Annotated in this window: 21 protein-coding genes and 2 riboswitches; of the genes, 8 read left to right on the top strand and 13 right to left on the bottom strand. The window is 43.7% G+C overall.

Features of this window, described 5'->3' with window-relative positions; genetic code table 11:
- Positions 1–72: 72 nt before the first annotated feature.
- The 5 genes from AC622_RS03635 to AC622_RS03615 all read right to left on the bottom strand — a co-directional run bounded on the left by AC622_RS03635 (position 73) and on the right by AC622_RS03615 (position 5,200).
- Positions 73–870: an ABC transporter ATP-binding protein gene (locus tag AC622_RS03635; RefSeq protein WP_053103708.1), complete on the bottom strand. Its 798-nt coding sequence runs from the start codon at positions 868–870 to the stop codon at positions 73–75.
- The gene (locus tag AC622_RS03630) at positions 864–1,934 is read right to left on the bottom strand and encodes a FecCD family ABC transporter permease (protein ID WP_231589474.1); all 1,071 of its coding nucleotides are present in this window, start codon (positions 1,932–1,934) and stop codon (positions 864–866) included. The genes AC622_RS03635 and AC622_RS03630 overlap by 7 nt, the downstream gene beginning before the upstream one ends.
- Before the next feature lie 135 nt (positions 1,935–2,069).
- A riboswitch (cobalamin riboswitch) is annotated at positions 2,070–2,205 on the bottom strand.
- A gap of 48 nt (positions 2,206–2,253) precedes the next feature.
- The gene (locus tag AC622_RS03625; protein ID WP_082197008.1) at positions 2,254–3,270 is read right to left on the bottom strand and encodes an LLM class flavin-dependent oxidoreductase; all 1,017 of its coding nucleotides are present in this window, start codon (positions 3,268–3,270) and stop codon (positions 2,254–2,256) included.
- A gap of 41 nt (positions 3,271–3,311) precedes the next feature.
- On the bottom strand, positions 3,312–4,382 hold the full coding sequence (locus AC622_RS03620) for a tetraprenyl-beta-curcumene synthase family protein (protein WP_049672769.1): 1,071 nt from the start codon (positions 4,380–4,382) through the stop codon (positions 3,312–3,314).
- 14 nt (positions 4,383–4,396) lie between these two features.
- Entirely contained in the window at positions 4,397–5,200 is an 804-nt protein-coding gene (locus AC622_RS03615) for an alpha/beta hydrolase (RefSeq protein WP_049669808.1), read from the bottom strand.
- Positions 5,201–5,308: 108 nt separating this feature from the next.
- On the opposite strand from AC622_RS03615, the gene AC622_RS03610 reads away from it, so the two are divergent.
- Positions 5,309–5,839: a gamma carbonic anhydrase gene (locus AC622_RS03610; RefSeq protein ID WP_049669807.1), complete on the top strand. Its 531-nt coding sequence runs from the start codon at positions 5,309–5,311 to the stop codon at positions 5,837–5,839.
- A gap of 320 nt (positions 5,840–6,159) precedes the next feature.
- On the opposite strand, the gene asnB is transcribed toward AC622_RS03610, so the two are convergent.
- Positions 6,160–8,046, bottom strand: coding sequence for an asparagine synthase (glutamine-hydrolyzing) (asnB, locus tag AC622_RS03605; protein WP_049669806.1), 1,887 nt, complete (start codon positions 8,044–8,046; stop codon positions 6,160–6,162).
- A gap of 199 nt (positions 8,047–8,245) precedes the next feature.
- Positions 8,246–9,445: a methionine adenosyltransferase gene (gene metK, locus AC622_RS03600; RefSeq protein ID WP_049669805.1), complete on the bottom strand. Its 1,200-nt coding sequence runs from the start codon at positions 9,443–9,445 to the stop codon at positions 8,246–8,248.
- A gap of 123 nt (positions 9,446–9,568) precedes the next feature.
- Positions 9,569–9,698: riboswitch (SAM riboswitch) on the bottom strand.
- Between the two features lie 340 nt (positions 9,699–10,038).
- Here metK and pckA point away from each other — a divergent pair.
- Positions 10,039–11,625 carry a phosphoenolpyruvate carboxykinase (ATP) gene (gene pckA, locus AC622_RS03595; RefSeq protein WP_049669804.1) on the top strand — a complete coding sequence of 529 codons (1,587 nt, stop codon included), beginning with the start codon at positions 10,039–10,041 and terminating at the stop codon, positions 11,623–11,625.
- A gap of 22 nt (positions 11,626–11,647) precedes the next feature.
- Here the strand turns inward: pckA and AC622_RS03590 are convergent, their stop codons facing one another.
- The 4 genes from AC622_RS03590 to AC622_RS03575 all read right to left on the bottom strand — a co-directional run bounded on the left by AC622_RS03590 (position 11,648) and on the right by AC622_RS03575 (position 13,910).
- Positions 11,648–12,196, bottom strand: a complete 549-nt coding sequence (locus AC622_RS03590) for a nucleotidyltransferase family protein (RefSeq protein ID WP_049672768.1) — start codon at positions 12,194–12,196, stop codon at positions 11,648–11,650.
- Positions 12,197–12,245: 49 nt separating this feature from the next.
- The gene (locus AC622_RS03585; RefSeq protein ID WP_049669803.1) at positions 12,246–12,824 is read right to left on the bottom strand and encodes a hypothetical protein; all 579 of its coding nucleotides are present in this window, start codon (positions 12,822–12,824) and stop codon (positions 12,246–12,248) included.
- Positions 12,825–12,900: 76 nt separating this feature from the next.
- Positions 12,901–13,143 carry a DUF2584 domain-containing protein gene (locus AC622_RS03580; RefSeq protein ID WP_049669802.1) on the bottom strand — a complete coding sequence of 81 codons (243 nt, stop codon included), beginning with the start codon at positions 13,141–13,143 and terminating at the stop codon, positions 12,901–12,903.
- A gap of 23 nt (positions 13,144–13,166) precedes the next feature.
- Positions 13,167–13,910, bottom strand: a complete 744-nt coding sequence (locus tag AC622_RS03575) for an alpha/beta hydrolase family protein (RefSeq protein WP_082197236.1) — start codon at positions 13,908–13,910, stop codon at positions 13,167–13,169.
- 190 nt (positions 13,911–14,100) lie between these two features.
- On the opposite strand from AC622_RS03575, the gene AC622_RS03570 reads away from it, so the two are divergent.
- From AC622_RS03570 to AC622_RS03560, 3 genes are read left to right on the top strand one after another with little or no spacing between them, the layout of a single operon-like run.
- On the top strand, positions 14,101–15,114 hold the full coding sequence (locus AC622_RS03570; RefSeq protein ID WP_049669800.1) for an ABC transporter substrate-binding protein: 1,014 nt from the start codon (positions 14,101–14,103) through the stop codon (positions 15,112–15,114).
- A gap of 19 nt (positions 15,115–15,133) precedes the next feature.
- On the top strand, positions 15,134–15,898 hold the full coding sequence (locus AC622_RS03565; RefSeq protein WP_049669799.1) for an ABC transporter ATP-binding protein: 765 nt from the start codon (positions 15,134–15,136) through the stop codon (positions 15,896–15,898).
- The gene (locus AC622_RS03560; RefSeq protein ID WP_049669798.1) at positions 15,891–16,703 is read left to right on the top strand and encodes an ABC transporter permease; all 813 of its coding nucleotides are present in this window, start codon (positions 15,891–15,893) and stop codon (positions 16,701–16,703) included. Before AC622_RS03565 ends, AC622_RS03560 begins: the two co-directional genes overlap by 8 nt.
- Here the strand turns inward: AC622_RS03560 and ytkD are convergent.
- Complete coding sequence (gene ytkD, locus AC622_RS03555; protein WP_049669797.1) at positions 16,681–17,163, bottom strand: RNA deprotection pyrophosphohydrolase; 483 nt, start codon at positions 17,161–17,163, stop codon at positions 16,681–16,683. The genes AC622_RS03560 and ytkD overlap by 23 nt on opposite strands.
- 191 nt (positions 17,164–17,354) lie before the next feature.
- Here ytkD and AC622_RS03550 point away from each other — a divergent pair, with 191 nt between their 5' ends.
- Positions 17,355–17,597, top strand: coding sequence for a DUF6154 family protein (locus AC622_RS03550; protein ID WP_049669796.1), 243 nt, complete (start codon positions 17,355–17,357; stop codon positions 17,595–17,597).
- Positions 17,598–17,703: 106 nt separating this feature from the next.
- Positions 17,704–17,868 carry a YtzI protein gene (gene ytzI / locus AC622_RS20505; protein WP_231589472.1) on the top strand — a complete coding sequence of 55 codons (165 nt, stop codon included), beginning with the start codon at positions 17,704–17,706 and terminating at the stop codon, positions 17,866–17,868.
- A 29-nt stretch (positions 17,869–17,897) separates the two neighbouring features.
- On the opposite strand, the gene AC622_RS03545 is transcribed toward ytzI, so the two are convergent.
- Complete coding sequence (locus AC622_RS03545) at positions 17,898–18,371, bottom strand: S-ribosylhomocysteine lyase (protein WP_049669795.1); 474 nt, start codon at positions 18,369–18,371, stop codon at positions 17,898–17,900.
- Between the two features lie 136 nt (positions 18,372–18,507).
- Between AC622_RS03545 and yidD the strand changes: the two genes are divergently transcribed.
- Positions 18,508–18,747, top strand: coding sequence for a membrane protein insertion efficiency factor YidD (gene yidD / locus AC622_RS03540; protein ID WP_049669794.1), 240 nt, complete (start codon positions 18,508–18,510; stop codon positions 18,745–18,747).
- The last annotated feature ends 35 nt before the right edge of the window (positions 18,748–18,782 follow it).

The following is an 18,782-nucleotide window of genomic DNA, read 5'->3' as shown; positions in this document are numbered from 1 at the left end:
ATAATCGTTCGGCTTTTTCTATTTCGTTTCGTAAACATTTAATGTATCATTCGTTTTTATGTCCCAGCCATTTTATGCTTTCACATATCCAGGGATGAAAGAGATTTGCGGCTTTCCCGTTACCGGGTGAAGCGAGCTGATCAGCTCTACCCCATACACCGATTTCAGCAATGGTTCATCTAAGAGAAGGCCTGCCTCCCCCTCCGCTACCTTTTGACCGCCCTTCAGTAAAGCAAGCCGATCTGCGTATAGCGAAGCAAGGTTCAAATCATGCAGGATGGCCACAATCGTTAATCCATTCTTAAGCTGCAGCTCCTTCAATAAATCCAGCAGCTCAATCGAATGCTTAATATCAAGATGATTGGTCGGTTCATCCAAAAATAGCAGCTTAGGTGATTGAGCCAATGCCTTTGCAAGCAATACCCGCTGCTTTTCCCCTCCGCTTAAATCTTGAAAATATTTATGCTTAAAGGCAAGGCAATTCGTTTTCTCAAGGCATTCTTCCACAATGATATGGTCTTCTTTCTTGTATGTATTAAATAGGCCCCTGCCTTGATACGGATAACGCCCAAGCAGAACAATCTGCTCAACCGTGAAATCCAAACTCACAGTATGCTCCTGACTCAAGACAGCCGTCACCCGAGCCAGCTCCTCAGTGCTATAGTCACGCGCCTTTTTCCCGGCAATCTCAACCTTTCCGCTCACACTAAGATGCCTCGGGTCCAAAATCGCTTTAATGAAGGTGGTTTTTCCACTCCCATTCGGACCTAATAAAGCATAGAATTCACCCTTTTTCACTTGCATAGAAACATCGTTAAGAACCATCTGTTCTTTCCGGTACCCCGCGCTTACGCTACATACTTTTAACATGCCATTTTCCTTCTTTTTATTCGTTCTCTTATGAGTAAATAAGTAAACACAGGCGCCCCAATCAAGGCGGTAATCACGCCAATTGGCAATTCCTGCGGGCTGACGATGGTTCTTGCCACCATGTCGGCAAGAACCAAATATCCTCCGCCAATCATCATTGACAGCGGAATGAGGTGTTTATGGTCAGCCCCCGTAACTAAACGGACAAGATGCGGGATGACTAAGCCGACAAAGCCAATCGCACCAGATACTGATACGGCCGCTCCTGTCAGGAGTCCAGCGCTGATCAGGAGAGTCAGCTTTTTCCTTCTCACATTCATCCCTCCATATTGAGCTGCTTCATCACCAAGTGCGAGTGCATTCAACTCCCTGTAATGGAACAAAATCACGGCTGAACCAACTGCAAAGAATGGAAAGAATAGACCAATATGCCCCCAGTTTTTTAAAGCCACACTGCCCATCAGCCAATTCAAGACCTCTCGCATTTGGTCTCCCGATGATAGAGCAATAATGAGCGATATGACCGAGCCAATGAAGGAGTTCAAGATAATGCCTGATAAAATGATTGTTTCATTCGCATATGTCCTGCTCGCCGCTTTCGTGATTCCAAAGACCAGAAACAAAGAGGCGAAACTGAACATAATTGCCACTAGCGGCAATGTATAGGATCCAAGGAAAGCAATTTCTACCTGAAAGAACAAGACAATCACCGCTCCAACCGAGGCCCCTGATGAAACACCAATGGTATAAGGATCAGCCAGCGGGTTTTGCAAAAGTCCTTGGAATGCCGCACCTGCCAGGGCAAGGGCACTACCGACCAATAACGCCAGCAAAATGCGAGGCAAGCGAATATTCCAAATAATCATCTCGATATTTTTCTGACCATCAAAGAATCCTTCATACCCTGTTATATTTTTGAGGAGAATGCCGACAATCTCCCCTACAGACAATTCAGCACTTCCACTCAGAAGACCCCAAATGACCGCGGCCGCCATGAACAAAATGCTGCCCGCGTAAAGGGCAGTCATCTGCACTCCTCCATGTTTTCCTTCTCTACTGCTCATCTTTTCCACTCCATCATTTCCTTGGTGTAAGTTAATTGCCAGACAATAAAAAAACCTCAGCCCAAAGGATGAGCTAAGGATTCACGCATGTGCTCTTGTGAATGCTTTAAGCCTACTTTTCCCTCCGAAAAATAAGTGCTAAAACCATGAAAAGCAGGTCTCCTGGCTTATGGCGGCATTACTCGCCAATTACAGTAGCGGGGGCTGCACCGGAGTCTCACCGGTTTCCCTATTCTCCCTTGAAAAGGGCACTTTTATGGAATAATCAGCTATTTTATTCTTTCTTCATTTTACTGGAACATAGGACAATACGCAATTCTTAATCAGGAAAGTTCAACCCTATCTCTTTTGCAATCAATTCAAAGGATTTTTTCTTTGCCTCGAAGGAATGTGTAATCGTGGTCAACATAATTTCATTGACGTGAAAACGCTCACTAAGCTCGGCCAGATGCCTGCCGATTGTCTGAGGAGAGCCAATAATCATACGGCGCCGATTATACATAATCCGTTCCCGTTCATAGATGGAAAAGCTCTGATCTAGAATCTCATCCGGATGAGGCGTCCCTTCCCTCATAATCCCCTGAGCCAGCCAAAGCATGGATAGATCAAGCGAGCCAGCCAAATACTCGGCCTCCTCGTCCGTTTGAGCACATACGGCAAAAACCGTGACCATGCCTTCTGGACGTGACAGTGTTTCAGATGCTTGGAATTGATTCAAATAATGCTGCATATTCTCTTCCGCAAATTCGCTGTTAATAAATAACGCAAAATTATACGGAAGACCTTTATAGGCAGCAAGAGCAGCGCTTGATGAACTGGAGCCCAGCATCCAAAGCTCTGGATGCTCCCCAATGACAGGGGTAGCCGTCAATCCATAATACGGATGAGAATCCGGGAGACGGTCATGCAAATACCAGTATAGTTCATCCACTTGATCGGGAAAACGATCCTTGCTCGGAATTGGACGTCCATCCTGCAAAGCCCTCGTCGCCCTCGGCATGCCGCCGGGCGCTCGTCCCACACCAAGGTCTATTCGCCCAGGCGCAAGCCCAGACAGCACTCGGAAATTCTCTGCAACCTTATAAGCGCTGTAATGCGGTAGCATTACACCGCCAGTTCCAACTCGAATACGCTTTGTCTGTGCAGCTATCCATGCAGCTAAGATCTCAGGAGAGGAGCCTGCAAGCCCCAGGCTGTCATGGTGCTCCGAAACCCAAAAGCGGGAATAGCCTAATTCATCAGCAAGTCTTGCCAGCTCTACTGTATTGCTTAATGCCTTTTCTGTCGGTTCTCCAGCTGCCCGTGGTGATTGATCCAAAACACTGAGCTTTAACATCGGTATAGATAGCCTCCCTTAAGGATTGTTCTTCCCCCTGTTCACTTCGACACTTTTCTCATGGCATAGTACATTTTACAATTCCAATAAAAGAAATAGGAGCGAAATCCCCCTTGTTTTAATAATTTATGAACATGTGCTTTGACATCCTTCTGCTTGGCCACTTTGCCATCAGCAAGATAAATGCCCACCAATCCTTGATTCACCATCTTATGAAAATGTTCATCCGGAATCTTTTCGATGTCCCGATTGGCCTGTTCTAAAAAGAAGCATAAACGTTCTATCATCTTCTGCTCAGATTCATAATAAAAACAGAAGTTCAAATCATTACCGACCCGGTCTTCTTCTTGGTCAATGAAATAATCGAGCATGATATGAAGTCCTTGTACATAGGGAAAATAAGCATTCCTGACATTCTTCGCGAGACCATCTCGAAATGATGCGCGCGCCCCATAGGAGACAAGGCAGAAAATTCCGAGCGTTGAGCCGGCACAAGCGCTGAATTCATACCAGGTCATCCCTCCTGGCAAATGATGTTTGTTGTCTTCGAACCAGGCTTGTAGTCTTTGTACCCTTTCTTCCCATATAACATGCTTATGTACTTGCAAATCACAATAATACCCGCAAAGTTCGAATAAATACGGCTGAATCTCCTTATAATACGGCAAGGTTTGCATAACCTCCTGGCATGTCTTTACCAGATCGGATAAATATCCGCCGTCATTTTGATCCTCTCGCCGCTCATAATAATTCTTAAGCTCCGCTGTTGGGTTGAGCGCATGCTGCATGGATTCGTGCAACAGAGAAAAATCCTCCGGGTCTAATGAGGTACTGCGGTCACATAAATTATCAAGATAATCACTGATTGTCTGGTAAGCAACAATAAATCGAATTACCTGAGCCCTGTCTTCCCCAGCAATTAAAGCGAGTATTGACCCGCCTTCACAATGAAAGGTCTTATGGGCAATACTCGCCGTCGCCTGGATGCGGAGCTCCTCATTAGGAATTGACTTCGCTCTTTCTTCCCAATAGTCCAATTCACGGTGAACGATTGGAAAGATATCTTTAAAAACCAATTTCGCTAAACCGAATTCAGTTGCAGGCAGCCTCAACATTCTCCATCTCCTTAAATGATATACCCAATATTACGGAGGCGGGCTTCCACAAAGCTCTTGGCGTATTGGAATACGTCCTCCCGCTCTGGTTCATTAAATATCTCATGATACAGCTTTGGCCACTCTTTATAATGCTTCTCAGAGGCAGGGAAATAATTGAACCATTCCCTTACCATATTGCGGTCAACAATTTTGTCATCTCCCGCCTGCATGACCAGTAATGGAATATCCGGAAAATCCTCATCAAAATCAAAGGCATCCTTCATCGCCTTTACCAGTTCACGATACCATCTAATGGACACACTCGTCACATAAAGAGAATCATTTAAGTCAAACTCAATGACTTCCTTATTACGCGTAGCCATGTCAATGGTAATCCCCGTACCTCTCCGATAAGATGGATACACAAGATTCATGACATGGGAAATGGTATCCAGCATCTTAGGCGGATTAATCAATGTTCCGAAGCAAGGGGATGACAGGATAACGCCTGCAAGATTAAATTCTCTCGATTGAAGCATTTTAATCACAACCAAACCACCCATGCTGTGGCCAAGCATAAAAACAGGCAGTCCGAATGTATAGGCTTCATTCACCCACGTCTCTACGGTATCGATATATTCTTCAAACGAATTAATATGGCCGCGGTTTGCTCTTGAAGTCATCCCTTGTCCAGGCAGGTCTCCATTTATAACATGGTATCCAGCTGACAGCCACTTTTGGACAAGCCAAGTGTATCTTCCGGAATGCTCCATTGCCCCATGGACAATGACAATTACCCCGTTAGCCTTCCCCTCGGTTTCCCATTTTTTCATAGATGCACTCCTCCAGTTTGATTATACGTAAATATATTTACACATCATTTTTTTATATGTACACTTTCATTAACTATCTATTTTACAATAGAATACGGAGGTTATGAAATGAAATTATATCAATATAAAGATAAAATCCCTTCCTTACATAAATCAGCCTATATAGCTGACTATGCTGTCATAACCGGTGACGTTACGATTGGCAAGAACTCAAGCATTTGGTTTAATACGGTTATTCGAGGCGATGTCGCCCCCGTAATCATCGGCGACAATGTCAATGTTCAGGACAATTCTGTCCTGCATCAAAGCCCTAATAATCCGTTGATTCTTGAGGATGATGTCACAGTCGGACATCAGTGCATCCTTCATAGCTGCCATGTAAAGAAGAAAGCCTTAATAGGAATGGGCTCCATCATTCTCGATGGCGCTGAAATTGGCGAAGGTGCTTTCATCGGTGCCGGCAGTCTTGTCCCGCAGGGCAAGAAAATCCCGCCAAATACCCTTGCGTTCGGCCGCCCAGCTAAAATAATCCGCCCGTTAACAGACGAGGACATAAAGGATATGGACCGAATCTATCGAGAGTATGCTGAGAAAGGCCGTTATTATGCCAGTATACAACCAATCCAACCAAATCAATAAACCAATATAGAATGGGATACATCTTATTGTATACCCATTTTTTATGTTCATTATCATATTAGGGTGTTCCAATTTGTCCTGCCAGAGGAACATGACAACCTCATTTCTCTACATCTATTTAATGACCAGCCTGAATAGTTCATATGTTTGTTCTTGTATGTATGGAAAGATAATTACTTAGTACCTATCAATTATTTTACTGTATAAGAATCATTTTGGTTTCATTTTCCATTAAATATTTTTTTGAAAACGGTATCATCCATTCATAAAGAATAGGCATCCGCAACGGAAGCGGATGCCCCAGGATTATTACATCCCTATTAATGTGTCGTTACTAAATCTTCAGTCATTGTTTGAAAAGAGTACTTTTTTTCGATAAAGATTCCATACCAGATCATGAACACAAGTACTGTCCAAATCTTGCGGCTATTATCGGCCTTTCCTTTTACATGGTCATCAAGCAAACGGAGAATGACATCCTTATGGAATAAATGGTCCGTGTCACTTTCCAGAATAATGTTCACAGCCCAATCATACATCTCATCCTTCAGCCAATGACGAATTGGAACAGGGAAACCTAGTTTCTTTCTTGTGAGGACATGGTCAGGAACAATTCCTTCCACGGCTTTGCGCAGAATGTACTTAGTTGTGCCATGACTTGTCTTCATATCAGATGGAATCTTAGATGCCACCTCAAATACTTCCTTATCAAGGAATGGTACACGCAGCTCAAGAGAATGTGCCATCGTCATCCGATCAGCCTTTAACAAAATGTCCCCTCTGAGCCATGTATGAATATCAATGTATTGCATCTTGCTGACATCCTCATACCCTGCTGCGTCACGATAGAATGGTGCAGTAATGGTCTTATAATCCAACCCGCCATGGTATGGTTTGTACAGCTCTTTCTTTTCATCCTCCACGAACATTTTCGCATTGCCGATATAGCGTTCTTCCATTGGTGTACAGCCACGTTCAATGAAGCTCTTTCCTTTAACCCCTTCAGGAAGAATAGCCGCAATTCGTTTTAAGGAACGGGTTAAGACTGCAGGCATTTTCGTGAATACCTCAAGAGATTGCGGTTCGCGGTAAATATTATAACCGCCAAATAATTCATCCGCTCCTTCCCCAGACAGCACGACCTTCACATGCTTTCTCGCTTCCCTTGAAACGAAATAAAGTGGTACACATGCCGGGTCAGCAAGCGGATCATCAGCATGCCACATAATCTTCGGCAGTTCCTGCATATATTCCTCCGGCGAAATGATGTAGCTAATGTTTTCTACGCCCAATTTATCGGCTGTTTCTTTTGCCACATCGATCTCACTGAATCCTTCATGCTCAAAGCCGACAGAGAACGTCTTAATATTTGGATGGAATTTCTTTGCGATAGAAGCAATTATAGAAGAATCAATTCCTCCGGAAAGGAATGAACCGACAGGCACATCTGAGCGCATATGCTTCTGTACACTGTCAATCATTACTTCACGAATCTCCTCTGTCCAATCCTGCTCTGACTTCAGAACTGGTGAAAAGGACGCCTTCCAATATTGACCGATTTCAATTGGTCCCCCGATTGATTTCTTTAGATAATGTCCTGGGAGCAGCTTCTTGATGCCATCTGTCATTGTTTCCGGCTCAGGCACGAATTGATAAGTTAAATAATGCTGCAATGCATCCAAATTAACCTCTTCATCACCAGAAGCCAATACGATGCTCTTCTTCTCAGAGGCAAAGAATAATCTGTCTTCTTCCTCTTTATAGAAGAACGGCTTGATTCCAAACGGATCGCGTGCTGCAAAGATGGATTTCTCCTTTTTGTCCCAAATGACGAACCCGAACATCCCGCGCAGCTTCTTAACAGCCGCTTCTCCATAATACGCATATGCACCAAGGATAGCCTCCGTATCAGAATTCGTCTTGAATTCCAACCCTTTAAGGGAAAGCTCCTCTCTTAGCTCCAAATAGTTATAAATTTCACCATTGAAAACGATCCAATACCGTTCATTCTCAAAAGAAAGTGGCTGGTGACCGCTTTCCAGGTCAATAATACTTAAACGGCGAAAGCCTAATTGAATATATTCATCAACATAAAAACCTTCATCATCTGGTCCTCTATGGTAAATAAGATTGTTCATTTCCTTTAAACAATCAGATACGAGAGCATCTTGACATTTATCTAGAACACACCCAACAAAACCGCACATTACGAAAAAAACCTCGCTTTATAATAAATATTTTTTATAATTGCACCAATCTATACTATCAGACTTTTTGCGCAAAATATGTCGAATCCTACGAATTATTTACCGGTATTTTTAGAAAAATATGTAACATTAGTATGTCATTTGTCGCATAAAGACTATTAAAAAAACCTTAGGGCATGTATGCCCTAAGGTTTTTTCATTATATGGAAGCTTGTGTACGAAGTACTTCTGCTTTATCTGTTTTCTCCCATGGAAGATCCAGGTCATTGCGTCCAAAATGGCCGTAAGCAGCTGTTTGTTTATAAATTGGACGGCGCAGATCAAGCATTTTGATGATACCAGCTGGACGAAGGTCAAAGTTTGCACGGATTAATTCAACCAGCTTATCTTCATCAACCTTGCCAGTTTCAAAAGTATTCACCGCAATGGATACAGGCTGAGCTACTCCAATCGCATAAGCCAATTGAACTTCAGCCTTTTCAGCGAGACCGGCTGCCACGATGTTCTTCGCTACATATCTGGCAGCATAGGCAGCAGAACGGTCTACCTTTGTCGCATCCTTGCCGGAGAAAGCACCACCGCCATGACGCGCATAACCGCCATACGTATCAACGATGATTTTTCGACCAGTTAATCCAGCATCTCCTTGAGGTCCGCCAATCACGAAGCGGCCTGTTGGATTGATGAAGTATTTTGTCGCTTCATCAATTAAATGAGCCGGAACAACTGACTTGATTACATGCTCTTTTAAATCCGCCTGAATTTGTTCAAGGGTTGTTTCCGGGTCATGCTGAGTTGAAATAACAATTGTATCAACACGAACAGGTTTATCATTCTCATCGTATTCTACAGTTACTTGAGTTTTTCCATCAGGACGAAGGTATGGCAGGATTTCCTGCTTACGTACTTCTGTCAATCTTCTTGATAATTGGTGGGCAAGTGAGATTGGTAGAGGCATTAATTCCTCTGTTTCATTGCAGGCAAACCCAAACATCAGGCCTTGGTCACCAGCACCGATTGCTTCGATTTCTTCGTCTGTCATCGTTCCTTCTCGAGATTCAAGCGCCTGGTCTACCCCTTGAGCAATATCTGCTGACTGCTCATCAATGGACGTCAAGACAGCACAGGTCTCTGCATCAAAACCGTACTTCGCTCTTGTATACCCAATTCCTTTAATCGTTTCACGAACGATTTTCGGAATATCCACATAGGTGGAAGTCGTAATTTCTCCTGCAACAAGGACAAGGCCTGTCGTAACAGAAGTCTCACAAGCTACACGCGCATTTGGATCCTGCGCAAGGATTTCATCTAGAATGGAATCTGAAATTTGGTCACAAATCTTATCTGGATGCCCTTCAGTTACAGATTCAGATGTAAACAAATGTCTCTTAGTCGACATAATAAAACTCCTCCTTAAGTACATATCTATACGGTTACTCATTATCTTTAGTCATGTCCTGAATGCACAAAAAAAGACCTTCCTAAAGAGGAAAGGTCTATATCTCACGAAATTCGCCTTTCACTCTCATCGTTCAAGGCTTCTATTAGCCTTGCATCAAGTTAGCACCTTTGCGTGAACCTAATAGCGGTTCAAACTGCAGGTTGCCCCGGCTTCATAGAGCTTTGTTCCCTCCACCGAGTCTTGATAAGAGTATCCGTTTCAAAGTTAAATCTTAACTTACTATACTATGAACTGTCAATATATGTGCAGGATATATTTGTATGGGTTTCAAAGCCCCTCAACTGTCGCAATTTTATGAATAAATTGATATAATATATTGTGAACAAGTTAACAATATTAGTAATAGGAAATATTAAAAGCCGAATCAATCCTGTATGGCTAAGGAAGTGAGCAGCAGCTAAGGATATGGAACGGTTGTTTAATATTTTTTATTTATCTAATCATTAATTAGTATGTTTAATTTACGCAAATATGTTATACTATTTTTCATACAAGAGACAAATACATTAATTGGAAGAGGATGATTTCTTATGAGCCATGTTGAAATGTCCAATGAGTTGAAGCAACTGCTATCTAATGAGAATATGCACATCCAGTTATCCGTTCCTCAATTGGTTGAGAAAGTATTAGCACGAAATGAAGGGATTTTGACATCCACTGGTGCTATCAAGGCAGAAACAGGCAAGTATACCGGTCGATCTCCAAAAGATAAATATATTGTCGAGGAAGCTTCCTCAAAGGATAAAATTGACTGGGGAAGCGTAAATAAACCCATCTCGGAGGAAGCATTCGCGAACCTGTATGAGAAGGTCATCAGCTACTTGAATAAGCAGGATGAACTTTTCGTCTTCAATGGCTACGCAGGTGCAGATAAAGAATACCGCTTACCTATTCAAGTAATCAATGAATATGCTTGGCATAATCTGTTTGTACATCAGCTGTTCATCCGCCCGACAGCGGAAGAACTAAAAACCCATAGCTCAGAATTCACGATTATTTGTGCGCCTGGATTTAAGGCAGACCCGAAAGTTGACGGTACGAGATCTGAAACCTTCATTATCGTTTCATTCGAGAAGAAAGTCGTCTTAATCGGCGGTACAGAATATGCCGGGGAAATGAAGAAATCCGTCTTTTCCATCATGAACTACTTGCTTCCTGAGAAAGACGTATTCTCCATGCACTGTTCAGCCAATGTTGGACAGGAAGGGGATGTTGCCCTATTCTTTGGTCTTTCCGGTACAGGCAAGACAACCTTATCAGCAGATCCGAGCCGCCGCTTGATTGGTGATGATGAACACGGCTGGTCTCCAAGCGGTGTCTTTAATATCGAAGGGGGCTGCTATGCAAAGTGCATAAACTTATCTCATGAGAAAGAGCCGCAAATCTTCGATGCCATTCGATTCGGTTCTGTCCTTGAGAATGTAATGGTTGATGATAAGACTCGCATTGCTGACTATGACAATGGTTTCTTAACGGAAAATACACGGGCTGCTTACCCAATCGATGCCATCGACAACATCGTCAAACCAAGTGTGGCTGGGCACCCGACAACCATTATCTTTTTGACAGCTGATGCATTCGGTGTGCTGCCTCCTATCAGCAAGCTGACAAAGGAACAAGCCATGTATCATTTCTTGAGCGGCTACACGAGCAAACTAGCTGGAACAGAACGCGGCATTACTGCACCAGAGGCAACCTTCTCAACCTGCTTCGGTTCACCATTCCTTCCGCTTCAGCCTACACGCTATGCGGAGATGCTTGGCAAGAACATCGAGGAGCATAATGTCCAGGTATACTTGGTCAATACAGGATGGACAGGCGGCGAATATGGCACAGGCAGCCGTATGAAGCTCTCATACACCCGCTTGATGGTACAGGCAGCCCTTGAGGGTGAACTAAGCAATGTTGAAACCGTTCAAGACAGTGTATTCGGCCTACATATCCCGCTTCATGTCCCTGGCGTACCCGATGTCGTATTGCAGCCAAATAAAACATGGGCAGATCAAGAGGCCTACTATAAGAAAGCTCATGAGCTTGCAGCCAAGTTCCGTGAGAATTTCTTGTCATTTGATCATATCGACACAAATATCGTCATTAAAGGCGGTCCAATTGCTTAAAGAAATAGCAAAAGCGGAGAAATCAATTATGATTTCTCCACTTTTTTTGTATGTACACCATTCGATTCTTCTCAACGAGCGGCCACTTCTTCAGCCAGTTCTTTATCGCTATTCTCTTTTCATATAGATCCAGCCGCTCGGCTGTCTCTGCAAAAAACGGAGTCGGCCGTATCTTCATCGCAAGGAGGTCATGCACGCCCCATGGTGCACATAATTGAAGATCTCCATGTTCATCCAGCTTTACGCCGACTGCACTTGCCGTTTCGGGGAATTTAGAGATAGCATCACTAGTTGAAGTATACGGAGGAATCTGATTGACCATATGCATCCTTGCTTCATTCTTGACGGACCACGGCCTGCCCGGCAGGAGCCTCTCTAACTTCCGCTCTAAATCCTTTTCCACTCTCTCATCTGTCTCGCTCTCATCGAAGTAGATAAAGTCTATATCTGGAAGCGGCGTTCTCTTTGTATACCCATGTAAGACATCCCATACCTTTGTACGGACAAAACCGGCACAAATCGACCAATCTGATTTATGCAAAGATTGGGCTGCTTCCAAGGTCTCCATCATCCAACGGTCTTGTTGAATGACTTTAAGGATATCTGCTTCATTCTTCAATCTACATCCCGCCTCTCATTTCATTCACCGCTCTTAAACAATATCTCTTAATATCCGCCAATTCATCTTTATTTACAGGCAATTGAGCTTTCTCACAGAAGGAAACAAAGTCAGTGCAAGCTTTCATAATTTCCGCCTCAAACACCCCTTTCGGAATACGCTCACTTACTATTTCAGTCTGTTCAACAGACAGGACAAAGCCCTCTTCATCTGTTTCATACTGATAATCCAACACCTTTAATTGGCAGTCCTGCTCATTTAGCAGAATAAAGAAATCCGTTGAATAATCCAGAAAAATAATATTTGCCCCTCCATCTTTCTCATAATCCTTGAACCGAATCAAGGTCTCACACGTCGTCAAGAGAGAGGTCGTAGCATAGCTCATACCGCCAAACCGCTCTCCTCGAATCCAGAAAGATATCTCTCCGTCCAAAAAACTATCATCCACTTGTGTCTTCAAATTACGGAGGGCCGCCTCCTTACAGCCTGATTCCAAGATACTTATCAGAGACAGCTGACTAACCGTGTCATCACGGTGAAATTCATAATCATACACAAAAATACCAATCTGAAAATCCATTCTGTCTCCCCCTTTATCGCTAGGAAAATCAAAAAAGGCACACAGTGCATATGCCTTCTGTCTGCCTTTTAGCTTCTTAGTTGCTGGAATTTAAGGAGATAAGCTGATAGGTTATCGTTGTCTTAGCGTTCTCCCATTCTACCTTCTTGATCAATGCTGTTCCTCTTGTGTCTCCTTCAAGCGTTGTCCGAATTTCAATCGGAATATCAATTGGATATAATCGATATCCATCCTTTTGTAATGTGAAGAGATTTTCCTGAACACGCTTCTCATTAGATTTCGTCACAATGAGGGTATTCATCTCCATTGGCATGCCCACATTATTCAACTCCCTCGTTTGATCTACTTATTTACCATCGTACCATTGGAAGCCGTTTCTTTCATCCATTTCGTCAGATCACGCACAATTTGACGGTTTATTTCCGGTGGAAAGTAATGGGTAAATCCGGGAAAATACCATGTTTCCACTTCTTTACCTGCCTCTCTCAACCGCTCCTCAAGCATCACTGCATGCTGAATGGAGACATTCTTATCTTCCTCGCCATGAATAATCAGTACCTTACAAGCGATTCTCTCTATCTCATAGAGAGGCGTACGTGCTTTATAGGCAGCCGGATACTTCATCGGGCTTCCCCCAATGACCCGCTTGAGCATTCTTCGAAGATCAATCCGCTCCTTATAGGTAAGCACCATATCTGATACTCCTCCCCACGTAACAAGGGAGGCAGCCTCCGGACAGCCAATAGCTGCCCAAAGAGCCATAATTCCTCCTCGTGAGAAACCAAATAGGTGAATCCGCTCTGGATTAACCATTGGATGCCTCTTCAATAATTCAAAGCCGGCAATCGCATCAAAGCGGTCCTCCAAAGCAAAATCCTCATCTCCCTCCCCTCCCTGATTCCCTCGGTAAAAGGGAGCGAACACAACAAATCCCTGTGAGGCGAACTGGATGATTCTGCTCGGTCTGACGGTGCCGACATTCTTGATTCCGCCTCGCAGGTATAGAAAACCATCATGTATTCCAGCATCCTTTGGTTCTGCCAACAGTCCTTTCACCGTCAAGCCATTCGAGAGATAGGTCACCATATATAAAGAAATCCTTGGATGCGGGGAAGGGTATCGTGTTTTTTCGACTATTTGTCCAAGCTTAGAGGATGTTTGTTCCACTCTTCCTCACTCCTTTCATTTATAGGCAATCACACATTTTTTCCCGTATACATACAATGCAAGTATTAAACCAACGGCATACATATTGCCCGTTAAGGAGGAATTTCCCTTGAAGAACAAGCTTAAAACCAGCCTATTCTGCTTGTTATCGTTCGTTCTTCTCTTTAGTTTAGCTGCCTGCAAAGACAGCGGGGATGATAAAGAGAAAGCATTGAAACCAGTCCGCGTGGCAGAGGTAACCCGCTCCATTTTCTACGCTCCGCAATATGTCGCCCTTGAGAAAGGCTTCTTTACAAAAGAAGGCCTTAAAGTCGACCTGCAGACAACCTGGGGCGGTGATAAAACCATGACAGCCCTATTATCAGGAGGAGCTGATGTCGCGCTAGTCGGCTCAGAGACATCCATCTATGTGCATGCCCAAGAATCACGAGATCCGGTCATTAATTTTGCCCAGCTTACCCAAACAGACGGCACCTTTCTAATCTCAAGAAAAGAAATCAAGGATTTTAACTGGGATATGCTGAAGGACAGTACCTTCTTAGGCCAGCGAAAAGGCGGGATGCCGCAAATGGTCGGCGAGTTCGTATTGAAGAAGCATGGAATCGACCCACAGAAGGACTTGGATTTAATCCAGAATATTGACTTTGCCAATATCGCGAGTGCCTTCTCATCAGGTACAGGTGAATTCGTCCAGCTATTCGAACCCCAGGCAAGCATGTTCGAGAAAGAAGGCAAAGGGTATATCGTTGCCTCATTCGGCCAAGAATCAGGCCATATTCCTTATACCACCTTCATGGCTAAACAGAGTTATATAAAAGATAACCAAGATACGATTGAAAAATTCACACGGGCCATCTATAAAGCTCAGCAATGGGTGCAAGAAACTGATTCAGCTGAGGTCGCCAAGATTATTTCACCTTATTTCGAGGACACCGATACATCTATCATCACTTTAGCGGTTGAGCGCTATAAGGCGCAGGAATCGTTTGCCCTCGATCCCATCCTTGATAAGGAAGAATGGGCAAATCTTCAGGATATCATGAAGGAAGCTGGAGAAATCGAATCACTAATTGACCACCAAACATTAGTGGATACCTCCTTCGCCGAAGAGGTCTCCAAATAACAAAGGAGAATATAGCACCATGCCTTTACTCCAAATTAAAAATGTCTCACACCTCTATTTATCCAAAAATGAAGCTGCAGCTGCACTTGAAGACATTACGTTAAGCGTCGAGAAGGGAGAATTCATTTCTCTTCTCGGCCCAAGCGGCTGCGGTAAAACTACCTTGCTCTCCATTGTTTCGGGTCTGATGAAGCCTACAGAGGGCTCTGTAACCATCTCAGGCCATAATGTCTTAGAGAGCCGAGAGGATATTGGCTACATGCTTCAGCAGGATTATCTCTTTCCATGGAAGACTATTAAGGAAAATATCCTGATTGGTCCTAAGCTGTTAAAGAAGCTAGACGATGAGCATGAGGCCAGTGCCCTTTCTTTACTCGAGCAAATCGGGCTCGGCGATGTGTTAGGGAAATTCCCACGCGAGCTTTCAGGCGGTATGCGGCAGCGGGTCGCTCTCGTGCGTACACTCGCCACAAATCCGACTCTTTTATTACTCGACGAACCCTTCTCTGCTCTTGACTTCCAAACAAAGCTGAAATTAGAGGACCTGGTCTCATCAACCTTAAAGTCCTTTGGGAAAACAGCGATTCTCGTCACCCATGATATCGGGGAGGCCGTTGCCATGAGCGACCGTATTTTCCTGCTTTCACCCCATCCTGGCAAAATTCATAAGGAATTTATTGTCCCGGAGGAAGTAAGGAATCTCTCCCCATTCACAGCCAGGAATCACCCGGATTACAATGAAGTATTCCAAGCCATCTGGAAGGAGATGGAGCAATATGCCTGATGAACAGAAAGTGCAAGCCCTTCATCGCGGCTATCTCCAGCAATTGAAGAAATCACAGCGCCAAGTATGGGGCTACCAAGGAATACTATTCGTGCTCTTCTTTGCTCTATGGGAGACGGCGAGCCGTCTTCTCTGGATTGATCCGCTTCTTTTCTCTGCTCCATCAAAAGTCGTCAAAATGCTGATTGAAAAGATTCAGGATGGGAGTCTGGCTATTCATTCCGGTCTCACCTTATTTGAAACGGTTGTCAGCTTCATTCTCGGCACACTGCTTGGCACGATGCTGGCTGCTGCACTCTGGTGGTCACCGCTTCTCTCCAAGGTTCTGGACCCGTATCTTGTTATCTTTAATGCGATGCCAAAGGTCGCTCTCGGTCCCATTATAATCGTGGCTATGGGCCCGGGTATGACATCCATCATCGCAAACGGGATTATCATCTCTGTCATTATCACAACCATTGTCGTGTATACGAGCTTTAGAGAGATTGATCCGAATTATATAAAGGTGCTGCAAACCTTTAAGGCTGGGCGGGGCCGTATCTTTATGGAAGCTGTCCTCCCCTATTCCCTGCCAGTTATCATATCTACGCTAAAGGTCAATGTCGGCCTTGCCTGGGTCGGCGTCATTGTAGGAGAATTCCTGGTCAGCTCCGAGGGACTCGGATATTTAATCATCTACGGGTTCCAGGTTTTTAATTTCACCCTTGTGCTCATGGCCTTGCTTGTCATCGCGGTCTTTGCCACCGTTATGTATAAATTCGTTGAATTTCTGGAATCAAAGCTTATTCGTGACCAGCATCATTGATTGCAGCTAATCGGTCCAATGCATAGGGAACAACTTTGTCTTTCATGATAAAGCTATAGTCAGAGCTTGTTTGATAATTGTCCGGCAATCGATCAACTAAGAGGGGCCCATCAGTTTCCATATAGCTTCCTTTATCCTCCAGCCGGACAATATCTGCATAGTAAACCGCCTTAATGATAGACGATGGCTCACTCTCCACCTTATATTCACCAAGAGGAATCATATCTCCCGCGATTCCCCCTGTTTCTTCATTCACTTCACGCACTGCTGCCTGAACAGGGGTTTCATTTTCTTCAACCTTTCCTCCTGGAAACTCAATTCCTCGCTTTGGATGCTTCGTCAGCAGCCACTTGCCTTGATAGGAACAAATGACTAATACATGGGCTGCCGCTTGCCCGAATAAACCTTGCTTATCATTCCACTGCACTTGATTATCATAATAATCATAAAACCTCTTCATCTCATACCACCTCCTCATCAAGAGTGTTCTTTCCTGCTTTTCCTACATAAAATTATAGCATTCCATCGGGATTCCCCCTTATTCGACGCATCCTTTTACAATATTTCTTGTTTTTCAAGAGTAGACTTATTCATGTTGGGGTAAACAAATACTATATGGATAGAGAAAATAATTGGAAAGGAGTTTAAAGAATGAATTTCATTGATGAACTATACCAGCTGTACCGTGATAAGCTGACCGGGGATGATGAAGACATCGATGTATTGGCGCTTGCCGTTTTAGAGCAATTAGACCGCAATGATGTTCTGCAATTGATTTCAGAGCTTGAGGATCGTGAACTATATAATTTAATGGGGCTTTATTTAACTGACAGCCTGAAGAGGCGCTTTGCGAATGATACATTCGACCATGACCCTTCAAAATTTCTCCATTGATTGGCATGCATACATAGCCGAACCTTCCTGACTAAAGGAGGTTTTTTTTCGTTGTTCTCAAAAAATGTTATACTAGCCTTATCTGCGTCTTTTAGGAGGATAATGAATGGGAATGATGTACATCGTATTTCTCGTAAGTGCCATTATTATCGTAGCCGTAATCGCTGTTACGGCCATGGTCACCACCAAAGCATATGGATACAAACATACAATTGACCCCATCGAGAATAACCCTAACATCCAAGAAAAAAGGCCTTCTGAGGAAAAATAAAAAAGGAGGAATCACTCCTCCTTTAAAAATCAGGCAAATACTTGCTTCAATTCTTCCTTTGATTGTTTGAGCCAGAAATTCATTAATTTCTTTGCGCCCTCAAGATCATGCAATTTAGCCTGACCGCATTGTTTCTCGTTAGCGGCTGGAATCTCGGTAATCTCCACCGCTTCCTTCATCGTTTTATCAAGGACATCAATGATTTCCTCAACCGTCGGCTCCCCGCTCACCACAAGATAAAACCCGGTCTGGCATCCCATTGGCGAGATATCGATAATATCGAAATGCGTGTAATCCTCCGCATACTTACGGATATTAAAGGCAAGCAAATGTTCTAATGTATGAATCGCATCCGGCTTCATCGCCTGCTTATTTGGCTGGCAGAAACGAATATCAAACTTATTGACAACACCGTCGCTCCCTACCTTATGAACACCGCAATGACGTACATAGGGGGCTTTTACCGCATTATGGTCCAATTCAAAGCTTTCTACAGATGGCATATGATGATGACCTCCTTTTTTACTCCTTTCATTCTACCTCTTCCCTGACTATATTTCATCTCTAAAATTTGATGTTTCAAGCAAAAAACTTTATCATATGGTGGAACAAATCAAAAAATGAAAGAAGTTATTAAACATGAAAAAGATTCTTTTGAAGATCATTCATTTTTACCGAGTCGGCATCTCCCCCCTGAAACCGCCAAGCTGCCGTTTCTACCCAACCTGCTCCACTTATGGGCTGGAGGCAATAGAACGTTTTGGCGCATTGAAAGGAACTTGGCTGACGATTAAACGGATATCAAAATGTCATCCATTCCATCCAGGCGGATTTGACCCCGTCCCTGAGAAAAAAACAAAGGATGATAAAAACACTTGATTTATCAAAAAAACCACTGTATGATAGCCATATGT

Origin of the sequence: Bacillus sp. FJAT-27916 (assembly GCF_001183965.1) — a bacterium.
Classification (GTDB): domain Bacteria; phylum Bacillota; class Bacilli; order Bacillales; family Pradoshiaceae; genus Pradoshia.
The sequence above is the reverse complement of the archived record's forward strand: the minus strand, read 5'-3'. Positions and strand labels throughout refer to the sequence as shown.